Genomic DNA, 16982 nt, shown 5'->3' with positions numbered 1-16982 from the left:
TTTTTATGTCATCGAACTATTAGATTTAAGGAACTAGGAGGGGTAGCCCTTAAAGCCATTAAGGTTGGATGACGATATCTTGATTTTCAGTGGTCGATAAGCTGGCGCGGTTTTGTTCGATAAGCTGAGCCGCATAAGAGGGAGTCACAGCTTGAATTTCGCCTTTTGAACGAATCGTTAATGCTTCCCACGCATGATCACGGTATTTGCCTGTCTGTGTATATTCAATAAGTACTCTCATGATTCTTCCATCCGATGTGTGGTTAACGTGCTACTAACATTAGCGCCATTATTGTGGTTACACACCTGTTAAAAATGGAACATAAGATTAACCAAATGAGAATGCGTGTAACTTGAAAAACAGACCCAACTGCACTTATCTTCTTAACCGCGTTTATCGCAACTAACCGTATTTATCGCAACTAACAGCATTTATCGTAACCAACCTTACTTATCGTAAATAGCGTCCATAAAAAAACGCTGCACAATGGCAGCGTTAAAGTTGAGATAGGTTGAAGATTGCTTAGCTGTTTTCTAAGCCAACAATCTTGCGTGCAGACATCACTGCACTATCCAAATCGGTCAATCTACCAGCACTTGCTGGACCAAGAACTGATGAATACAAAGCCAACTGCTTCTCAAATGATAAATCTAATTGGTTATATAGATTTTGGCGGATTTGAGCGTGTTGCTGAGGCTTTGCGCTCGACAGGCCTTCCAACGTATCGTAGATGAGTGTAGTTATATCCATAACTGTCCTTAGTACATCTTTAGAAAATTTTGCATATTATGCACTTGGTGTCATTTTTGTTCTGCGAGATTGATCGCATTATGTGCAGCTCTGCTTAATTGTGTAATCAGTTAGTTACAATTGTGTTGTACGGCAAAGTATCGAAAACTTGGGTTTGGGCAAAAGAAAAGGAGACACAGTGGTCTCCTTTTGGCTTGTTAGGCAAACATAAAAGTTACGTGCTGTTCGCTGCTTGTTGGGCCAATCGGCTACGCACAGCTACAGCGCCTATCGTATGTTAATGTTCTTATCTCGATTTTCGTACATTTCAGGTGTGGTGTGTAATCCACCTGCATAGCCTGCTGCTTCAAGTGTTTCTCTTACCTCTCGAACATGCTCAGCCGTGACCGGTTCATTTCTGTCGCCAAGGTTTAAACGCACAAACGTGATTAACTCAGCTAAGCGTTGATCCGACAGTACATCCTCAAAACTTGCCATTGGCATGAAATTTCTGTCTTTGTCGAGATAGGTGGGTTGCAAGCCGCGCACCGTTACCGCAATGGTATTGAATGGGTCGCTGTGCATGATAATACCGTTGTTCAACAGAGTAGGGGCGATTGGATCGCGACCTTTACCATCGTCACCATGACAGGCCCCACAGGTTTGACGATACGTGGTGTAGATTTCACTGGCATACGCAGCTTCATCAAACCCTTTAGGCTGTAACTGAACGGCATCACTGGCAATGGTGTTGTTGATGTCCCCACTGAGTAGGTAATAGGACATCGACTCAATATCTTCACGCGTCATCAAGCTTAGGCTGTTTTTCACTACATCAGCCATACCCGCAAAAGCGGTGCCTTTGTCTGAATGTCCTGTGTGTAAAAAGTCTGTGAGTGTTGCTTCATCCCAACCATCGATATAGAGCTCATTGGCTGTAATATCAGGCGCGTTCCAACCGTCGATCAAGTTACCTTGGAAAATACGTTCTGGTATCAGTGCTTGGGCAATATTTCGAGGTGTATGGCACTCCGAACAGTGACCAAGTCCTGCGACCCAATATTTGCCTTGTTGCCACTTATCGACATCCTCAATTTCTCCTTTGAGCTCTTCTGGTACTTCATAATCAATAGGGTCTGTATCCATAAATACGATGTTCCAGCCAAGCAAACCTAAGCGAATATTGGATGGAAACATCATGCTGTTGTCATCATTGCGTCGTGGCACGGCAGTGATTGACTGCATGTATTCCCACAAATCGACCATGTCTTGGTCGGTGAGGTATTGATAAGAGGTGTAGGGCATTGCAGGGTACAGGTAACCATTCTTACCTTTACCTGCAACTAACGCAGCTCGGAAATCGTCGAAGTCATAAGTCCCGATCCCTTCGGTGGTGTGTGGCGTTATGTTGGTTGAATACACGGTACCGAAAGGGGTCACAAACGGTAGGCCTCCAGCAAAGGGTTCGCCACCTTCTGCACTATGACAAGCCACACAGTCACCGGCATAAGCGAGATATTCTCCGCGCTCAACAGATGATGCTTTCAAACTCGCGAGCCGTTGTTGCTCTACGTCACCAGCGTGTCGGATATAAGCCCCAAGCGCGAGTATCTCGTTCTCACTGAGCTGCTCATCAAACGCAGGCATTAGGTTGTTCAAACCGTAATTGATGGTGTGCTGAATCTCTTCAATACTCCCTCCGTGAAGCCAGATATCATCGGAAAGATCAGGTACGCCAATCGCTGGGTTAGCGACAGCACCATCGGCATGACAAGACGAACAGTATTGGACGAACAAGGTTTTACCGAGCTCGACTTTAATCTCCGGCACATCGGTATGACGTTGGTTGAGGGAGGCTAGATAGTAGGAGACTTTTGCCACCTCGTCTGGGCGCATGATTTCACTCCAACCCGGCATCGCTCCATTTCGTCCTTTGGCAATCGAATGGATCACAGCTTCATCACTGCCGCCGTATAACCATTCTTGGTCGATAAGATTAGGGAAGTGTTTCTGACCTTGTGCATTATCTCGGTGACAAGCGGCACAGTGAGTTTGGAATAGAATCCTACCGCTGTTCACGATCTCTGGGACAGCAGCTAATCCCTCTAACGTGGTTTCGCTGGTTTGTGCAAATTGCTCATTGAGAGTGGTGGATGGTGAACTGAGCTTATCGTCGCTTTGTTCCCAATCGACTAAGCCTTCCCATTCTCCAAGCCCGGGGTAGAGCGCCAAATAACCCGCAGACAAAAGAAATGCCACTGCATAACTGATAAATAACAGCTTAGGTGGAGGCGCATCTTTCTCTTCAATACCATCAAAGGTGCCAATGGTGTGGTCGTGATCGGCCTTGTGATTGCTACGCCAGTATTTAACGACAACAGACACCATCAGAACAAAGAATATTAAGGTTAAGAGTACCGCCCATAGATTCCAGAATGTGCTCATTGTGATACCTCCTGTGACGTATCTTTACCCAGGCTTTGTAAATAGCGAATCAGAGCTTCACCTTTGGTTTTGCCTCTTACTTGCAAACGGGCATCACCAATTTCTTGATCGGTATAAGGCACACCTAAGGTACGTAACACTTCCATTTTGGCGCTAATATCATCGCCAGTCAGAGTCTGCTCAAATAGCCACGGGTAAGAGGGCATGATCGAGGTCGGTACGACTTTTCGAGGGTCAATTAAGTGAATAGCATGCCATTGGTCAGAATACTTTCTACCTAAGTTAGTGAGGTCAGGACCAGTACGTTTAGAGCCCCACAAGTTAGGAAACTCATAGATATCGTCTGCTTCTTGGTTCGGGCGACCATTACGCTTCACTTCTGGCTCTAGAGGGCGAACCATTTGTGTGTGACAAACATGGCAGCCTTCACTGATGTATATGTCTCGGCCTGCTAACTCAATCGGTGTGAGAGGCATCGCTAAGCTGCCTTTGGCAATATCATCGCCACGGACAATGCTTGGCACTACCCAGACCAATAAAGAGAAGGAGGCCACGACAACAGTGGTCAAAATTAAAATGACGATTGAATGTGTAAAGTCTTTACTCATCATTTAAGCTCCTTCATTAACAGTGTGTTTAGCATCATTTGTTACGGGCATACGAACCGTTTTGTACAAGTTGAAAGCCATTAAGAACAATCCAAGTACAAACAGCGCGCCACCAAAGAAACGCATGAATAGCCAAGGTGCTTTAAAGTCCATAGCTTCTACAAAACTGTAAATCAGTTCGCCATTTTCATTTTGAGCGAGCCACATATATCCCTCGCCGATGCCTGCGATCCAAAGTGCTATTGCATAGATGGCGACGCCAGCATGAGCAAGCCAAAAGTGCCATTTAATCAGTCGTCGTGACCATAGATCGGTTTGGCCCCATAAGCGTGGAATGAAGTAGTAAAAAACCGCTATCCCTGACATCCCAACCCATCCGAGAGCCGCGGAATGTACGTGCCCGATGATCCATTCGGTGTTGTGTGCCACCATGTTGAACCAGCGAATAGCGAGTAGCGGACCTTCGAATGTTGCCAAGCAGTAGTAAAGAATCGCTGAGAAAAAGAATAAAAGAACGTAGTCGGACTTCAGCTTTTCTTTATTTTGTAGGAGGGTCATTGCGCTATTGAACGCGCCTGCCCAAGAAGGGAGCCACAGGATCAAAGACATAACGATGCCGATGTTCTGAATCCAGATGGGAACAGAAGAATAAACCAAATGGTGCGTTCCGGCCCACGTGTAAAAGCCGACCAAGCCCCAGAAATGGATCACAGACAAACGGTACGAGTAGATAGGTCGATCCGCCGCTTTGGGTATGAAATAGTAGTTCATACCAATCACACCAGCGGTCAGCAAGAAACCGACGGCATTATGTCCCCACCACCATTGAACAATCGCATCTTGAGCGCCTGCAAACACAGAGTAGGACTTCATCGCCAACACAGGCATCGCGAGGTTGTTCACGATGAAAATCATTGCAACGACGATAATGAATGCAGCAAAGAACCAGTTAGCCACAAAGATATGGCTGACCTTTCGTTTAGCAAGGGTGCCAAAGAACAACACCGCGTACAGCACCCAAACCAACACAATCATCAAGTCGATTGGCCATTCAAGCTCCGCATACTCTTTTGAGGTAGTGTGGCCTGCGGGTAAGGAAATGACCGCAAGTAACAGGATGAATTGCCAGCCCCAAAATACCATCCATGAAAGGCTTTTGTTGAACAAGTCACAATGGCCTGTTCGCTGGGCAATGTATAAAGACGTCCCCATCAAGATATTCACGACGAAGCCGTAAATTACTCCAGAGGTATGTAGCGGACGCAGTCGACCAAATTGGAAATACTGAGAATCAAAGTTTAAGACTGGCCAATATAATTGCGCGGCGAGAATCACGCCGATGATCATACCTACAATCGCCCACACTAAGGATGCAATGATGAAGTACTTCACGACCTTAATGCTGTATTGCGTTGTCACTTGTTCCATAACAAGGCTCCTTGCCTAGAGGTTTTGAATCGCTGACTTAATTTGAATCGCTGAGCGAGCCTGCTTCGTTGCCGAGCACAGAATAGAAATAGGAAATGTCACGGATGTCTTGGTCTGAGAGCGTGTCGGCTTGTTGTTGCATGAGAATCGCTAAGCCACTGGTTCTTTCTCGAGTCTGGTAATCTTTCAATGAAGAGATGAGATAACCCACTTTTTGACCGCGAAGGTTCGGGTAGGGATCTTGTGTTGAGATGCCATCAGCGCCATGACAGGTCATACACACTTTAGCTTTTTGTTTACCTAATTCGAATTGTTCTTGATTAACTTCAGCAGAAACAGGAAACATGACCAGCGTCATTACTAGGGTAGAAAGTGTCGCCATGGGGTTAAATTTTTTTATATTCAAACTCATTCTCGATTCCCTTGATTATGAAATGAGTAAGCTTTCTAAGATCAATACACGAGATCAACTGGTGAAGTAGAAACGACTGGAACTCGTTATTAAGTCTCTTAAAGCTGCTTACGTTCGATTAAAGGTTATGCAGCAACCAGCATTCTCGCTACTGAATTACTCATATTTATTGTTAATTTTGTTGTTTCATACGTATTCATAGGGCTTATTGGTTTACTTACGCAGAGTAAAATACGAGTTTTTGTTACTAGACGGTTGAGAAGGAATACGTCAAGCGGGTAGGGAGTGCTGAGCGAGAGCGGTGATGGAAGAGACAGAGAAACGGCGAAGTTATTGAAAAACAGCGAGGTGTAGGGGCATTAGGGATAAAGCGATACCAATCAATCTGAGTGGTATCGGTACAAGTTAAATGGTCAATTTATACTAGACTCAAATTAGTGACCTTTTTAAATGGAGTTTAGAATGAGAACTGTATTCTTGTTGATGCTTTGGCTTTGCTCGTTTTCGATTTTTGCAGCCTCAGAGTTAACGGTTTTCGACCACTCCGGGCAAAAGCATGGTTTTAGTAGAGAGCAACTCCTGTCACTTCCTCAAAAAGAAATTACTACCACCTTGCCTTGGGTCGAGGGTCTGACCGTTTATAGTGGTGTGACGTTACAAACGGTGCTTGGAAATATGGATTTACCGATATCATCACAAGTTACTTTTGTGGCATTGAATGACTATAAAATTGCCGTGCCCAAAGAAGATTTTGATACCTATGAACCCATCATTGCGATTAAAAAGAATGGGGAGTTTATGTCTGTGAGAGAGAAAGGCCCGTTTTGGTTGATTTACCCACTCTCTGCGAATCCTGAGACTAATACCCCTGATTTCCATGCCAAGATGATTTGGCAGATTCGTGATATTCACCTGTAGAGGCTAATTATGAAGAAGCTGTTGTCTATGGCCGCAATCAAAGTCGTTGTTTTGTCTTTGGCCGTGGTTGTTCTATCCGTCAATATCTACAGCGTTACTCGAATTAATGACATCAACAAGAGCTTTTCTAATCGCCAAAATGAGGCAACATGGTTTGTTTTCCAATTGGTAAAGGAATACGCGAATTTCTTGATGGTGAGCCGTTCGGATAATCTCAATTACGACGATTTGTGGTTAGCCTATGATATTACGTGGAGCCGCTTTGATATTCTGATCAACAGTACCGAATCTTCTAACTTCATTAAATCTGCCAACTTCAAACCTTATTTCACCGGAGAGTTTGAGAAATTTAAGTCGCTAGAATCCTCAATTAAGTTGGTGAATCAAGGCGCTTTGCCTAAGGAATCACTGCAGAAGAAAATTGATATTTGTTACAACACGCTGGTCGAATTTATTAACGAAAAGTTTCGACTTCAAAGCCCGGTTATTGAAGAAAACACCACAATGGTCGACAAGTTGGTGATGATGCATCAGATAAGCAGCGTATTTCTGGTGTTGCTACTGCTTGTGACAGGAGCGATTTTTTACGTCGACTTTGCAATCAAACGAAAACTTCATTCTACCGACTTCATTACTGGCTTTCGCAATCGAGTCTCGCTCATGCAGTTTGTTAAGAACAGCTATCCAACAAACGGTAATTTCGACCTTTACTTTGTAAGAATCAGAAACCTTAGTGAGATAAACCAAAAGTATGGACTTGAATATGGAGACTTGGTGGTGAGTTCAGCTGCTAAGTCCCTGACGGCAAAGGTACCGGAAAGTACTATCTCGTTTCGTAGTAGTGGCAGTCAGTTTCTATTCTTCATTCCTGAGCAATTGTACACAAGTGATGAGATACAGGAAAAATTCAATGACGTGCTTAAGGATTATATCTCTGCGGGGAATTTAGAATTGATGATTGACGCTGTAGTCAGGCATAAGAAGAACATCAGCTCTAAAGATATGATGGAGCTACTAACGACGATGCAGAGTTAATCCCCGCATCAGCGATAAGTTAGATCATTAGGTTTTGTTGACTGTACGCTCACCATTTTCCCGCTTCACTATCATGGCTTTTGCCATTCTTTATTTGCCTCCTCATTCAATGTGCAGCCAATAGAGAGCTCCTGCTCTGATGAAGATAGTTCTACTACTAGTTATAGCTATAGTGGCTTTCCGCGCTTGAATAGGAAGAGAGGCTTTGAGGTTTAGGTTTAGGTTTAAGGTTACTGCTTTTGAGTGAGTGCAACGATTCGCTCGTTAGATCTCGAACTGCTAACAGACTGCGGGTTTAAAATTGCTTGCGGGTTATGGTTTCGAACAAACTCGATGAATTCCAGATAAGTGAGTGGCTGACTGAAGAAGTAGCCTTGTATTAGGTCACAGTTGGCTTTTCTGAGGTAATGATACTGTTCTATCGACTCAACACCTTCTCCGACGACTAGCGTGTCACAAGAGTGGCCTAAGTTAACCATAGATTCGACCATCTTGCGGTCGGCCTTGTCGTCTACCATGTTATCGATAAAGCTCTTATCAATTTTGAGCTCATCCACAGGGTAGTGGAGAAGTTGGTTAAACGCTGTGTAGCCCGTACCAAAATCGTCAAGGGAGACCTTTAAACCTAAGCTTCTGAGGCTCTCGATAGTCTGCACCGTAAGCTTGGTACTTTTCACGTAACTGGTCTCGGTAATCTCTATAATAATGTTGCCAGGTGGCACTTGATAACGTTCGAGTACTTTACGGATGTTGTCGGCAAAATTACGGTTGTAGAGCTCCATCGCCGAGATATTAATTGACAGAGTGCCCTTGTATTTATGAAGTTCTGAAAGCTCTTTATAGCTTTTGATCGCGGTGCCAATGACCCACATGTCGAGCCTGGCAATAAGGTTACTCTTTTCTGCAACTGGGATAAATTCTTCTGGTCCCGCATCGATATCGAATAAGGCTGGGCAACGAATCAGGCACTCCGCGCCATCTATCTGAAGTGTCTTGGCGTTAAAAATAGGCATAAAGCGAAGTTCAAAGTTGTCACTTTCGCAGCACTCTAAGAGTCTTTTCTCTACAACGTCATGGCGTTCCAAGGTATGTAACAACTCTTCGCCATAAACAATACGACTTTCGCCATCACTATGAGACTTCGCATTAGCTAACATTTCATCGATGCATCGGTGCCAAATCTCATCGAACTTTGGCGTGTCGAGCGGTAAAACACCTGTTGCGAGTGATAATCGAAACCCATAGTAGTCAAGGAAGGTGGTGCCGGTCAGCGTATTGTTGATGTTCTCAATTTCTTCGTTTATCACTTGGTTCTTACCCATCTCCAAGATCGCGATAAACTGATTCCCTCCCAGTCTGGCTAAAGAGTAATCACTGCAACTAAAGCCCAAAGAGGCTTGTTGGTTTTGTAGTGTCTCTTTCAGTGCTTGAGCTAAGCTTATCAGTACATTATCACCAACTTTTGCCCCGTAGAGATCGTTAATTTTACGAAAATCGATGATGTCCCAACAAACCACATAGCAGTGTGGGCTCATCGAGCTTTTTAGTCGTACATCAAGGTGTCTGATGAAAGAGCGTCGGTTAGCTAGCTTGGTGAGTTGGTCGAATTCGGCTTCGAACTTCAACTCTGTTAATGAGTCTATGTACGCGTTCTTTAAACCATCAACTTCACTTTGCCCTGATGAGCGTTTGAAGTATCTAAGTTTGAGCCCGCCGATCGATATCTCTTGCAGTAAGTCTTTAAGCGGGCGCACGAGTTGGTAACGTACCACTAAATGTACGATCAACATGATCGTAAAGAGAGTACCAAAGCCACCTAACAAGGTTTGTTTAGCGATGATGGCTTTCTCATGGTTGAACTTTTGTTCTCGAATATTTACTTGCGCGATGAGATGTCGGCTGGTCATCTGCACATTGATATTATCTTGGGTTTGCTCAATTGATTTGATAACGAATTGGGTATTTTCAATGTTGGCAGCGTCTGAGGATGGCTCGATTAAGAACTGAATATTGTCATCGTCATTGTATTTGATTAGCAGGCTAGAGAGTTGCATCAGAGGCCCGTCAGCAATCAAGATGTAGCGATTTAAACTGTTACTTGCACGTTTGTCTTGAGGAAGGAGGTAAGGGTCAATTGCTGCAACATACGAGTATCTGAGCTCTCCACTGATCGAGATATAAGAGAAGCCTTCGTAGGAGAGTTCATTTTTGCTGATTAACGAGGTGTATATATCGAAGACTCTTTCGTAAATCTTGTCAGGGATCTTTAGCCCCTCGAAAGGATCGGCTCTGAGAGTCGAAAGCGTTAATTTGAACTTAGGGTCCACGATATAAACATTGCGTTGCCCAAATTGATAGACGTGATTCTGGCTTAATACTCGGAGTACTCGTTTTTCCAATAGCGATAGAGTCGTGTAGTCGCCAGGATTTTGAATGTAGCGGAGGAACTGCAACGAAGAACCGATATCTTTAACTAGTAAGGACAAGCCGAGCTGCTCGTATTCCGCCGCGACTAAAGCGGTGTTCACATCAGATTGCACCTTGTCCAAATACATGTGCTTAGCATGATTTGATGCGAAGTTGTACATCACGATTCCTGCTATCAGGAGCACAAATGTCAGCGTTGGTAAAAGTACAAAATAGAGCTTCTTCAATACTGGCATGAGTTATCTCAAACTGTCGACAATACGATTGCGAATTTGAATGCTACTCGGTTCTAACGGCTGATAAAGGTAGCTGCGATCTAATACTTCTTTATTCGGGAAAAGCTCGGGATCGTTTTGATACTCCTGAGAAGTGAGTGCTTTTGCTTTTGAACTTGGCGTTGCAAACCATGAATCCATTGCGTTTTGAGCGGCGATTTCGGGTTGCGATAAGAAGGAGAGAATCGTGGTTGCCTGTGGAGATCGCTCTCCGTTGTTAATTGCAGCCATACACTCTAACCATAAGGTTGTTCCTTCTAGAGGCACTGTGTAGGCCCAAGATGCCTCAGGTTCGGCATCATTAAGCACATAGCTGTCACCTGAGTATCCGTAGGCGAGGTCGATGTTGGCTAAGTGTTCGGGATGACGAATATAATCGACAACGTATTCATTACTTTCAAGGTGAGGCTTCTGTGCTTGTAGCGTTTTGTAAGCGACTCGAAGTTCTTGTTCGTTGTTGGTAAACGGCTCAAATTGATTCATCAGAAGCGCAGCACTCACCAAATCCGTAGGCTCATAATACATGCTGATTCGGCCGCTGGTTTTGGTTTCAGGGTCTAGAAGAGCGCCCCAAGACTTGGGAGTCTCAACTTTTCCGCTTCGGTATAAGATGCCGGATGTCCCCCAAGCGTAGGGGATTCCATATTCGCCACACCCATCCACCCATCTTGAGTCAAAGTTGCTTGAAAGGGAGTGCTGCAAGTCGCTCAGGTTGTGGAATAAGTTCTGTTTAGCCAGCGCTTTCAGTTTCATACTTTCAATGACAACCAATTCAAACGCACCTCGTCGTTCACTCAATAGCACTTCATCACGAATGGACTCGTCAGAAAAATATTGCTGCTTTAGTGAGATGCCGTAGGTATCACTCAACTGGGTAACGACGCTGTCAGATAAAAATTCATCCCAATTGTAGAGATAAATATCATGCTGCTGGCCAAATACAGGGCTAGCCAAAAAGGATGTTGACGCAAGTATTGATACGCAAAACGCTTTCACTGACGGATTCCCTTTCGTACGTGATAACTAAATCGTAGCCCAAAATTTGCGACATGATTCAAATTTAGGCACTTAATTTAACTTCAACTTCAACTTCATGCATTTCATGCAAATAGCAACTTGCTACTCCTACTTGATACCGAACCTTTATCGTGTGAGGCAAGGATGACTCCGTCGTATCGTATTCAACACAAGTACGTATTCCAGTTTATTGTCCGTGAATGGATTATTTAAATTAATATTCATCATAATATCCATTCTTACAAGTTATTATGCAAATATTAAGCATTAAATAATGATGCGGTGATTACCTTTTTCGGGTTTTCGCTCGCATTAATCGTCGTTATTCCTTTGTTTTGCCATCGCGATTTACTCTTATGTTCAATGTTCTTTTATCCCTAAAAACACTTCTATAACGTTTTGTTTATCATTTGTTTCGTTTCTCAATAAGTATCGATAAAGTTGTTGCTAAAGACTTGTAGCACAAGGTGATTGTGCTTATTGTGGGCAGCAATATCTAGGTTATGTCCCAACGAGCCATGATTGCCGGTTTGGGAAATGTTGTGCATTTAGGAGCCATTGTGGATTTAGAGATATATCAAGTAGATTCGTTTACAACTCAAGCGTTTAAAGGGAACCCTGCCGGGGTCTGTATCTCCAAAGAGCCGTTGGATGAGTCGTTAATGTTTTCAATCGCTGAAGAGATGGCGGTATCTGAAACGGCTTTTCTCGCGCTTAACACTATGACGCTTAAATGGTTCACTCCCGAAGTCGAAGTGAAGCTGTGTGGACATGGCACACTGGCAACGGTTCATGTGATGAAAGAACAAGGACTGCTTGAGACAGGTGATAAGGTCGTGTTTAACACCTTATCTGGGGAATTATCTGCCGCCGTTTGTGAATCGTCTATCGAGCTTGATTTTCCTAGTACACAGCTATCATTGCGTTCTGAACCCAACCTCACGCTGCTTGAACACCTAGGTTTAGATCCGCATCAAGTAGTTTCATTCAGAGAATTTGACTCTAAGCAGTTAATCGAAGTTTCCAACGAACAAGTGTTATTGGAGCTTTCACCAAACTTTGATGCGTTAAAAGGTATTCAAGGGCGAGGTGTAGTGGTGACAGCATTGGCAGCAAATACGGAACTTGATTTTGTTTCTCGCTACTTTGCACCTTGGGTTGGGGTTAATGAAGATCCTGTGACTGGCTCGGCACATTGCGCATTGACGCAACACTGGGCAGAAAAGCTCAACAAAAGCAGTTTCAGTGCTTATCAGGCGTCTCGTCGTGGTGGCTATATGTCGACTGAATTATTGACTAATGGGCGAATAAAGTTAATCGGCTCTGCGACCACTGTGATTAGTGGTGTGTTGAAGCTTTAGATTTTTATAGAAGCTTTAGAGCGCTGTTTGCTCTGTTTTGTTGTAACCGCCTAGTATGTTTTATTCGATTATTCACCGTGAAAGAAGCGGCTAGGGCGGAATGTTATTATTGAAGGAATCACCGTGTCTGCCTTTTATCTTTCCCAAGTATTAGTCGCGATAGCCATTTGTTTTGATCTTCTGTCATTCCAATTCAAGGAAAGGAAGAAAATCGTCACTTGTCTGTTCTTTGCTGGCGTTCTTATTTCGAGTCACTTTATCCTTCTTGAACAATGGACAGCGGCGAGCTTAATGACGATTGCCACGATTCGCTATTTGACGAGCGTATTTTCTACCTCGTCTAAGTTTAAATATTTGTTTTCTTCGATGTCGGTGGTCGCAACCGCAGTGACTTACTCAGGGCTGACCAGCATATTGAGTTGCTTTGCCTCCGTATTTCAGACCTTTGCAGCCTTCAATAAAGATGACCGTCGATTAAGAGAATTGATGATCATCGGAACCAGCTTTTGGTTGGTTCACAATTATTTAGTTGGTTCGCCAACAGCGGTTGTTATGGAGGCGCTGTTTATCTGCAGTAACTTGGTGGGCTATTACCGTTTTTACTTCAAAAAGAGTGCCGCTGCTTAGGTTTACAGTACAGCTAAGGCCCAAGTTGTTAATCAATTCAATGCTAGCTAGGAGAGCTTGATGCCAAACATTTACAATGATGTTCCTTCATCAATACCCAATGAAATATTCAATGACCTGATTGCCAACGACAGTGTTCGAATTGAAAGAATATTGTCGCATGGACACAGCTCCCCGGAAGAGGGTTGGTATGATCAAGATGAGAATGAATGGGTGATGGTGATAGAAGGTCAAGGCGTCATCGAGTTTGAAGATGGTCGCATTGTTACCTTGTCTAAAGGGGATTATCTCAATATTTCCGCAGGTGAAAAACACAAGGTGCTGAGGACGGATAAAGATGCGGTGACGATCTGGCTCGCTGTGTTTTATCGTTGATATCTTGCTCTAAAGCTGAGGCTGTTAGGTTATAAAGCTTGCTGATTCAGCTGTTTATTTTCACCTCAGAAAGGACTTAAGACAAAAAGGAGTATGTTGTGATTAGAATTCGAAACTATCAAGCGAATGATGACAAAGCACTGTGGGAGATCTTCTTTCATACCGTACGTAACGTGAATGTTCGAGATTATTCTCAACAGCAAGTCGAAGCTTGGGCACCCAGTAGCTTTGACTTTGCGTTATGGCAAAAGCGTATGAATGGGTTACAACCCTTTGTGGCTGAACTCGATGGTTGCGTAGTTGGCTATACTGACCTGCAACCAAGTGGCTTGATTGATCACTTTTTCTGTCACCACGAATATCAAGGGAAGGGGGTAGGGAAAGCGTTGATGGAACATGTTTTCACTGTGGGTCGAGTTCGTGGTATATCGAGATATTTCTCTGAAGTAAGTATTACCGCAAGGCCTTTTTATGAGCACCTTGGCTTTAAGGTAGTAAATGAACAGGAAGTCGAAATGCGTGGTGTAAAGCTGACCAATTACGTGATGGAAAAGGTAGTTGAAGATAGAAAAGTCAGTTGAATAGGCGGGCTAGTGTTCGTAGGGATACAGAAACCGAGTTTGAAATATTAATGAACCTTTTTAAGGATAACTTTGCCTGATCTATTGATATTGTCGATGAGTTCAAATTGTGTGCAAGATAATTTGTCTAATCTAAACATTGAATGAATACAAGGAGTGTTGTTCATGAGTCATGTGAGTAGATCTAAACTATATACATTGGTGTCGATGTTGTCCTTCGCTGTTGGCGTTCTTGCCTTAGATGCTGGGGTGTCGGGGCTATTTCCTCTCTTTGTTGTCGTCATCTCATTCTTTTCATTTGTCATCAACTCGTTTCTTTGTTTGTTCGGAGGTAAACGCGAAGATGGCTTTGATGCCTATCAAAAAGCAAATCAGACTCGGTCGCGAGCACTGGTCAAAGGCTTAGAAGACTCGAACAAATAAACCTATGCCTTCAGACGAACGGTAATCTCATTTTTGACACAGTTTTCACCTGCTTTTTGTTCTCTTATTCAAGAAAAATCATCTCTTTAGAGATAATATTCACTTCAACTAATATCAGTGAAGGAAGTAAAGTGGGTATTGAAGCTTTAGCGTTTGTGATGGACGCATTAATCACCGCATGTTGTATGTACATCGCCTCTAAAATGTCTTTCGTGGTCGCAGATTTTAAATCCCTTCTTACTATTGCTGTTATCGTTGCTCTGGTGTCATTGATTCCAACAGTAGGTTGGGTGTTAGGGTTGATTCTGTTTGTGTTCCTACTCGGGAAAGCGACGCACTCTAGTATTGGTGACTGCATCTGGGTAGTGGTCTTCACGAAGGTGGTATCGATGGCGGCCTTTCTGATATTCGGGCGCTTGTTTATGTAATCCGGGTTCTTGCTTATATAAAGGCAGGCTTGGCTAGTTTGATACCGATCTTAACTTGGTATTTAAACGTCAAAAGGGTGTGAGCCTGTCACACCCTCTAAGAACCTTTGATTTGTGTTCATCTTTATTATTTAGGCAGTAATACAGCATCAATCACATGGATAACACCATTGCTTGCTTCAACATCTGCCATCACGACCTGCGCTTTGTTGACCATCACGTTGCCGTGATCAATTCCTACCATTACCGCTTCGCCTTGCACTGTTACGGCACTATCAAGTTTCATCACTTCAGACGCCATTATTTTCCCTGGCACCACATGATAGGTCAGTACTGCAATCAGCTTGTCTTTGTTTTCTGGCTTCAACAGCATATCAACCGTTCCTTCTGGTAGCGCAGCGAACGCTTCATCCGTTGGCGCAAACACTGTGAAGGGACCGTCACCTTTCAATGTTTCAACTAAGCCTGCCGCTTTTACCGCTGCTACCAAGGTGTTGAAAGAGCCGTTTTCAGCCGCCACGTCAACGATATCTTTCTTCATTCCGTGGTGATCAGCGTGAGCAAAAGCCGTAAAAAGAAGCGTCGCAACTAGCACTGACATGGTTTTGATTAATTTATTAAACATATTGTCTTCCTTTGAGTTTTGTCCGTTATTTTCGAGAGGTATTACGAAAGCCCAATCGTGATAGATCAATTTGTTGTGTCTTTGAGTGAATGGTTAGCGATATCGACAGCGTCAAGCGAATAAACTTATATTGTTAAATGCTTGTTGTAATTCCATTTTGATGCTTATAGTTATTTGGTGATTATTCAAGTAATGGATGTGAATATGAGGTTTGTTTTACCAGTAGTCTTTTCTGCATTGGCTTCAATGCCTGCATACAGTGGCCTTGCTCCAAGTGAAGGCTTCAGCGGTAACTTCAGTGTATTGGCCGGTTTCTACTCTGACAGTAGTAATTTGAGTACTGAACAAGATTCGAATCAAGCCACCAACACCCAGGAAGGGGAGAGTGAAAACCAAGGGCTACTCGGCTTTTTGGGTACTGTTCAATATACTTTTGGCGAATCGCTGACTCACCAAGTGTATGCGGGTACGACACGAGAGGATATTGCAACAGGTACCATTGCGTTTGAGATCGGTTATCGATATCAACTTTCTGGTGGCACCATATTGGATTTTTCTGTTATTCCTACGCTTATCTCGGGTAAGGCTTGGACGGATCCGTATGCTGTTGGCGTTAATCGAAATGAAACGGATGTGAAAGGTAATGTAGGACGACTGCAGCTCACTAATATCGGTGGAACTGGTTTTCGAACGGATCTCGCATTTGGGCAATCAGATGTTGATGAAGAGCTATCTGGTAGCCAAGGCTTATCTCCGGAAGATACTGTGCTGCTGGATAGGGAAAGAACCTATGTGTACGCCAAAGCAGGATACCGCTTTATCTTACCAAACCACGCAGGTCTATTTGTTCCTTCAATGGTGTATTTCCACTCAGACGCAGAAGGAGGAGCACTCAGCTTCGATAGTTATGGTATTGAATTAAACTACGCGAAGAGAATCGGTCGTCATGGTTTTGTTGTCACCCTAGATGCAAGTGATCGTGAATATGATGAGTCGAATCCAATTTACGGGCAAGTACGTGAAGAGAATGAATTCGGTGCATTCTTAGCTTATGAGTTTGGTGGTTTGATGGGCTATAAAGATTGGGCGTTCATTACTTTACTGGGTTTAAGAAGCATAGATTCTAATATCGATTTCTATAACTCCGAGCAAGTATTAGCGAGTGTGGGTGTGGATTATAAATTCTGATATTCACACTATTTTAAAAATACTCATCAAAGCAGAAGTTTAAGTTCAGTCTTACTATTTGTTTAATTATTTCGGGCAC

General features: G+C 43.5%; 18 protein-coding genes. 9 read left to right on the top strand and 9 right to left on the bottom strand.

The window, feature by feature from the left end:
- Positions 1-58: 58 nt before the first annotated feature.
- The 6 genes from AB6D93_RS17075 to AB6D93_RS17050 form a co-directional block, all read right to left on the bottom strand.
- On the bottom strand, positions 59-241 hold the full coding sequence (locus AB6D93_RS17075; RefSeq protein WP_004730424.1) for a hypothetical protein: 183 nt from the start codon (positions 239-241) through the stop codon (positions 59-61).
- 282 nt (positions 242-523) lie between these two features.
- Positions 524-751 carry a PAS factor family protein gene (locus AB6D93_RS17070; RefSeq protein WP_102332878.1) on the bottom strand — a complete coding sequence of 76 codons (228 nt, stop codon included), beginning with the start codon at positions 749-751 and terminating at the stop codon, positions 524-526.
- A 267-nt stretch (positions 752-1018) separates the two neighbouring features.
- Positions 1019-3175 carry a cytochrome c gene (locus AB6D93_RS17065; RefSeq protein WP_102332877.1) on the bottom strand — a complete coding sequence of 719 codons (2157 nt, stop codon included), beginning with the start codon at positions 3173-3175 and terminating at the stop codon, positions 1019-1021.
- The gene (locus AB6D93_RS17060; protein WP_017064719.1) at positions 3172-3786 is read right to left on the bottom strand and encodes a cbb3-type cytochrome c oxidase subunit II; all 615 of its coding nucleotides are present in this window, start codon (positions 3784-3786) and stop codon (positions 3172-3174) included. The genes AB6D93_RS17065 and AB6D93_RS17060 overlap by 4 nt, the downstream gene beginning before the upstream one ends.
- Positions 3787-5211, bottom strand: coding sequence for a cytochrome-c oxidase, cbb3-type subunit I (gene ccoN / locus AB6D93_RS17055; RefSeq protein ID WP_017066459.1), 1425 nt, complete (start codon positions 5209-5211; stop codon positions 3787-3789). It lies immediately after the preceding gene.
- 37 nt (positions 5212-5248) lie between these two features.
- Positions 5249-5623: a cytochrome c gene (locus AB6D93_RS17050; RefSeq protein WP_029235248.1), complete on the bottom strand. Its 375-nt coding sequence runs from the start codon at positions 5621-5623 to the stop codon at positions 5249-5251.
- 462 nt (positions 5624-6085) lie between these two features.
- Here AB6D93_RS17050 and AB6D93_RS17045 point away from each other — a divergent pair, with 462 nt between their 5' ends.
- Positions 6086-6541, top strand: a complete 456-nt coding sequence (locus tag AB6D93_RS17045) for a hypothetical protein (RefSeq protein WP_017060028.1) — start codon at positions 6086-6088, stop codon at positions 6539-6541.
- Positions 6542-6550: 9 nt separating this feature from the next.
- On the top strand, positions 6551-7576 hold the full coding sequence (locus AB6D93_RS17040; protein ID WP_017060027.1) for a GGDEF domain-containing protein: 1026 nt from the start codon (positions 6551-6553) through the stop codon (positions 7574-7576).
- Between the two features lie 230 nt (positions 7577-7806).
- Here the strand turns inward: AB6D93_RS17040 and AB6D93_RS17035 are convergent, their stop codons facing one another.
- Positions 7807-10239: a bifunctional diguanylate cyclase/phosphodiesterase gene (locus tag AB6D93_RS17035; protein WP_102332876.1), complete on the bottom strand. Its 2433-nt coding sequence runs from the start codon at positions 10237-10239 to the stop codon at positions 7807-7809.
- A 3-nt stretch (positions 10240-10242) separates the two neighbouring features.
- Entirely contained in the window at positions 10243-11274 is a 1032-nt protein-coding gene (locus AB6D93_RS17030; protein WP_102332875.1) for a PotD/PotF family extracellular solute-binding protein, read from the bottom strand.
- A 581-nt stretch (positions 11275-11855) separates the two neighbouring features.
- Here AB6D93_RS17030 and AB6D93_RS17025 point away from each other — a divergent pair.
- The 6 genes from AB6D93_RS17025 (at position 11856) to AB6D93_RS17000 (ending at position 15090) form a co-directional block, all read left to right on the top strand.
- Positions 11856-12656, top strand: coding sequence for a PhzF family phenazine biosynthesis protein (locus AB6D93_RS17025; protein WP_102332874.1), 801 nt, complete (start codon positions 11856-11858; stop codon positions 12654-12656).
- A 123-nt stretch (positions 12657-12779) separates the two neighbouring features.
- The gene (locus tag AB6D93_RS17020) at positions 12780-13283 is read left to right on the top strand and encodes a YgjV family protein (protein ID WP_017060023.1); all 504 of its coding nucleotides are present in this window, start codon (positions 12780-12782) and stop codon (positions 13281-13283) included.
- Between the two features lie 60 nt (positions 13284-13343).
- Positions 13344-13658 carry a cupin domain-containing protein gene (locus AB6D93_RS17015; protein WP_102332873.1) on the top strand — a complete coding sequence of 105 codons (315 nt, stop codon included), beginning with the start codon at positions 13344-13346 and terminating at the stop codon, positions 13656-13658.
- A 98-nt stretch (positions 13659-13756) separates the two neighbouring features.
- On the top strand, positions 13757-14239 hold the full coding sequence (locus AB6D93_RS17010; RefSeq protein ID WP_017069854.1) for a GNAT family N-acetyltransferase: 483 nt from the start codon (positions 13757-13759) through the stop codon (positions 14237-14239).
- Between the two features lie 165 nt (positions 14240-14404).
- On the top strand, positions 14405-14662 hold the full coding sequence (locus AB6D93_RS17005) for a hypothetical protein (protein WP_017060020.1): 258 nt from the start codon (positions 14405-14407) through the stop codon (positions 14660-14662).
- Between the two features lie 131 nt (positions 14663-14793).
- Complete coding sequence (locus AB6D93_RS17000) at positions 14794-15090, top strand: hypothetical protein (RefSeq protein WP_017064710.1); 297 nt, start codon at positions 14794-14796, stop codon at positions 15088-15090.
- A gap of 127 nt (positions 15091-15217) precedes the next feature.
- Here the strand turns inward: AB6D93_RS17000 and AB6D93_RS16995 are convergent, their stop codons facing one another.
- Positions 15218-15715: a fasciclin domain-containing protein gene (locus AB6D93_RS16995; RefSeq protein ID WP_017064709.1), complete on the bottom strand. Its 498-nt coding sequence runs from the start codon at positions 15713-15715 to the stop codon at positions 15218-15220.
- Positions 15716-15919: 204 nt separating this feature from the next.
- Here AB6D93_RS16995 and AB6D93_RS16990 point away from each other — a divergent pair, with 204 nt between their 5' ends.
- Positions 15920-16903 (top strand): DUF2860 family protein, encoded by a 984-nt coding sequence (locus AB6D93_RS16990; RefSeq protein ID WP_102332872.1) that lies wholly within the window; start codon positions 15920-15922, stop codon positions 16901-16903.
- Positions 16904-16982 lie beyond the last annotated feature (79 nt).

The sequence above is a fragment of the Vibrio sp. 10N.247.310.23 genome (genome assembly GCF_041467155.1).
In the GTDB taxonomy this organism is placed as follows: domain Bacteria; phylum Pseudomonadota; class Gammaproteobacteria; order Enterobacterales; family Vibrionaceae; genus Vibrio; species Vibrio crassostreae_C.
The sequence above is the reverse complement of the archived record's forward strand: the minus strand, read 5'-3'. Positions and strand labels throughout refer to the sequence as shown.